This is a genomic window from Cereibacter changlensis JA139 (assembly GCF_003034985.1).
GTDB classification, from domain to species: Bacteria; Pseudomonadota; Alphaproteobacteria; order Rhodobacterales; family Rhodobacteraceae; genus Cereibacter; species Cereibacter changlensis.
The window spans coordinates 1-2847 of the sequence record NZ_PZKG01000259.1 but is presented as its reverse complement, the minus strand read 5'-3'; the positions used below and the strand labels follow the sequence as shown (position 1 = coordinate 2847).

Genomic DNA, 2847 nt, shown 5'->3' with positions numbered 1-2847 from the left:
CGTCGACATAAACGAGGCGGCGCTGCAGCGTATCATCCGTGCGGTGCGCTCGGCATGATCCCGTCCGGAGTGAAAGTTTTTCTAGCGAGCCAACCGGTCGACTTTCGCAAGGGGCCGGACAGCCTGCTGTCCCTGGTGCGCGATGCGGGCAGCGACCCGTTCAGCGGCGCGCTCTACATATTCCGGGCCAAGCGGCCCGATCGGCTCTCATTCTACATACCAACTGCAAGATCTGCGGATCGAGTATCCGTGGCATCCACTTTTCGGCCGGATTCTTCGCGCCCGTGACGGCGGTCGTCGTCAGGGTTTGGATTCTGTCTTGGTGGAGGAACATCCCGGATTCTTCCGCACCCTACCGCCCTGGATGTGCGATCCCGGCTACTGTGCACGACTGGACAGCGGGCCGCCCCTTGTCGCCCTGGAGGCTCTTGAGGCGCTCGCCAAGACCTTGGATCTGATGCGGGATGCCAAGATTGCGCCATCCTCTGGAAGACCGAATCCAGAGGAGTATGCGCATGCCCTGCCGACCCCGACACCTCTCGCAAGCAAAGCGAACAGAACCCAAGCAGCTTTGCCTGGCGCTGGACGACAGCCGGAACCGTCCCCCGGCGGCTCCAGCGACACCCGCAGTTCTGGAAGCACTGGCCGAGCTGCTGCTGACGGCTGCAGAGAAGATATCGGAGGGCTCGCAGAATGATGCACGCAAAGATCACCGCTGAGCACCTCGCCCGCAGTGCTGTCGTCTATGTTCGCCAGTCAACCATGAGCCAGGTTCTGGGCAATCTGGAGAGCCAGAAGCGGCAATACCAGATGGCCGAGGCCGCGCGCGACACCGGCTTCGCTGAAGTTCGGGTGATCGATGAGGATCTGGGGCGCTCCGGTTCCGGTCAGATCGCGCGGCCGGGCTTCCAGCGGCTGGTTGCGGAAGTCTGTGCCGGGACGGTCGGGGCGGTCTATTGCATTGAGGCCTCCCGCCTCGCCCGCAATGGTCGTGACTGGCATCACCTGATCGATCTCTGCGCCCTGACAGGAGCCTTGGTGGTCGACCCGGAGGGGGTTTATGATCCTTGCCTGATGAACGACCGGCTGTTGCTTGGGCTGAAGGGAACGATGTCGGAATATGAACTGAGCCTCCTGCGCCAGCGCGGGCTGGCGGCCCGAGATGCGAAGGCGGGTCGGGGCGAACTGCGGTTCACTCTGCCGCCGGGCTTTTGTTGGAGCGAGGACGACAGGATCGAGATAGATCCGGATGAGCGGGTTCAGCAGACCATCCGCCTGATCTTCGCCAAGTTCCGCGAGCTGGGCAGCGGGCGGCAGGTGTTCCTCTGGCTGCGAACGGCGGACATTCATTTGCCGGTGGTGCAGCGCAACGGCGCCTTGCGGAAGATCACCTGGCGCAAGCCTGCTTACCACAGTGTGATGCAGGTGCTGCACAATCCCATCTATGCGGGCGCCTATGCCTTTGGGCGAACCGGCAACCGGATGGAGGTGGTCGGCGGGCAGGCGCGCAAGACCAGCGGCCACCACCGTGCGATCAAGGACTGGAGCGTGCTGATCAAGGACAGCCACGAGGGATATCTCGACTGGGGAGCCTACGAGGAGAACCGCCGCATGCTGGAGGAGAACGCGCATATGCAAAAGCGCGCGGCACGCAAATCGGGACGTGGCGGACAGGCGCTGCTGGCGGGCATGGCCCGATGCGCGCGCTGTGGCCGGATGATGCGGGTGTTCTACAAGACGGGGACGGACCTGTCGCACCGTTATCAGTGCCGGGGCGATGATGGACATGTCGGGGCCGGTCTGTGCATCGGCGCCGGCGGAGGCAGCATCGACGCGGCCGTCGCAAGCCAGCTTCTCGAGGCCGTCTCCGGACAGGCCGTGCAGGCGGCTCTCCTGGCGGGGCAGCAGGCTGCCAAGGCCCAGGAGACCGTCCGGCTCGCGGTCGAGAAGGAACTCGATGAAGCCCGATACGCGGCGGACCTGGCGGAGCGGCGTTACGAGCTTGTCGATCCGGCCAAACGACACGTTGCCCGGACTTTGGAGGCGCGCTGAAACGCTGCATTGGAGCGGGTGGCGGCAGTCGAGCACAAGCTTGCGGCCGTGGGCGCCGAAATCCAGGCGAAGCCCAAGGTCGATCCCGCCGTTCTCATGCGGCTTGCGACAGATCTGCCGTCCGTCTGGAACGCGACCGGAACTGATGCCCGTGCGCGACAACGTCTGGTCAGGCTGCTGATTGAGGAGGTCGTGGTCGATATCGACGCGGAGACAAACCAGTTCATTCTTCTCATCCACTGGATCGGCGGACGCCACACCGAGATCAGACTGGCCCGACGCAAGACCGGACGGTTCCCGCCAAGCCGGGCGCTTACAGCCCCGGATGTCCTCCGCAAGCTTGCCGGACACTGGCCCGACAGGGAGCTGGCCGTCACCCTCAACCGGATGCGCTGCCGCACCGAGGATGGCGAGACATGGACAACCGTTCGTGTCGCGGAGCTGCGCGACAGGCTCGCGATCCCGCCCTATGATCCTGATGCTGAGGTCCCCAAGCCCCTGAGCGTCGACGCTGCAGCCAAGCGGCTCGGCGTGTGCGTCGCCTCCGTTCACAAGCTGATCAGGTCGCAAACTCTGCCTGCAACGCAGATCATGTATTCCGCCCCATGGAAAATACCGGTCGACGCGCTGGAGACCGAGGCGGTGCGGATAGCATTGCAGGAGATTGCTGTGCGCCGGCCACGGCAAGCCCTTGATAAGATTGCAGACCGGTCCATGACCCTGCCCGGCTTCTAACAAGGAGGTGCATTATGAAACGTGATCGCCGGACCGGATCAAGATCGTCTGGTGGGATGG

3 protein-coding genes are annotated in these 2847 nt (G+C 64.0%); all 3 read left to right on the top strand.

Translation table 11 applies throughout. The features are described from left to right. A partial coding sequence (gene tnpB, locus C5F48_RS22885; RefSeq protein ID WP_219907831.1) for an IS66 family insertion sequence element accessory protein TnpB occupies positions 1-288 on the top strand: 288 nt, incomplete at its 5' end. A 405-nt stretch (positions 289-693) separates the two neighbouring features. Further along, positions 694-2052, top strand: a complete 1359-nt coding sequence (locus C5F48_RS25815) for a recombinase family protein (protein WP_211314720.1) — start codon at positions 694-696, stop codon at positions 2050-2052. A gap of 18 nt (positions 2053-2070) precedes the next feature. After that, positions 2071-2787, top strand: coding sequence for a helix-turn-helix domain-containing protein (locus C5F48_RS25810; protein ID WP_211314721.1), 717 nt, complete (start codon positions 2071-2073; stop codon positions 2785-2787). The last annotated feature ends 60 nt before the right edge of the window (positions 2788-2847 follow it).

Coding starts and splice junctions, on each gene's coding strand:
- C5F48_RS25815 (WP_211314720.1), top strand. CDS start 694: ATGATGCACGCAAAGATCACCGCTGAGCACCTCGCCCGCAGTGCTGTC.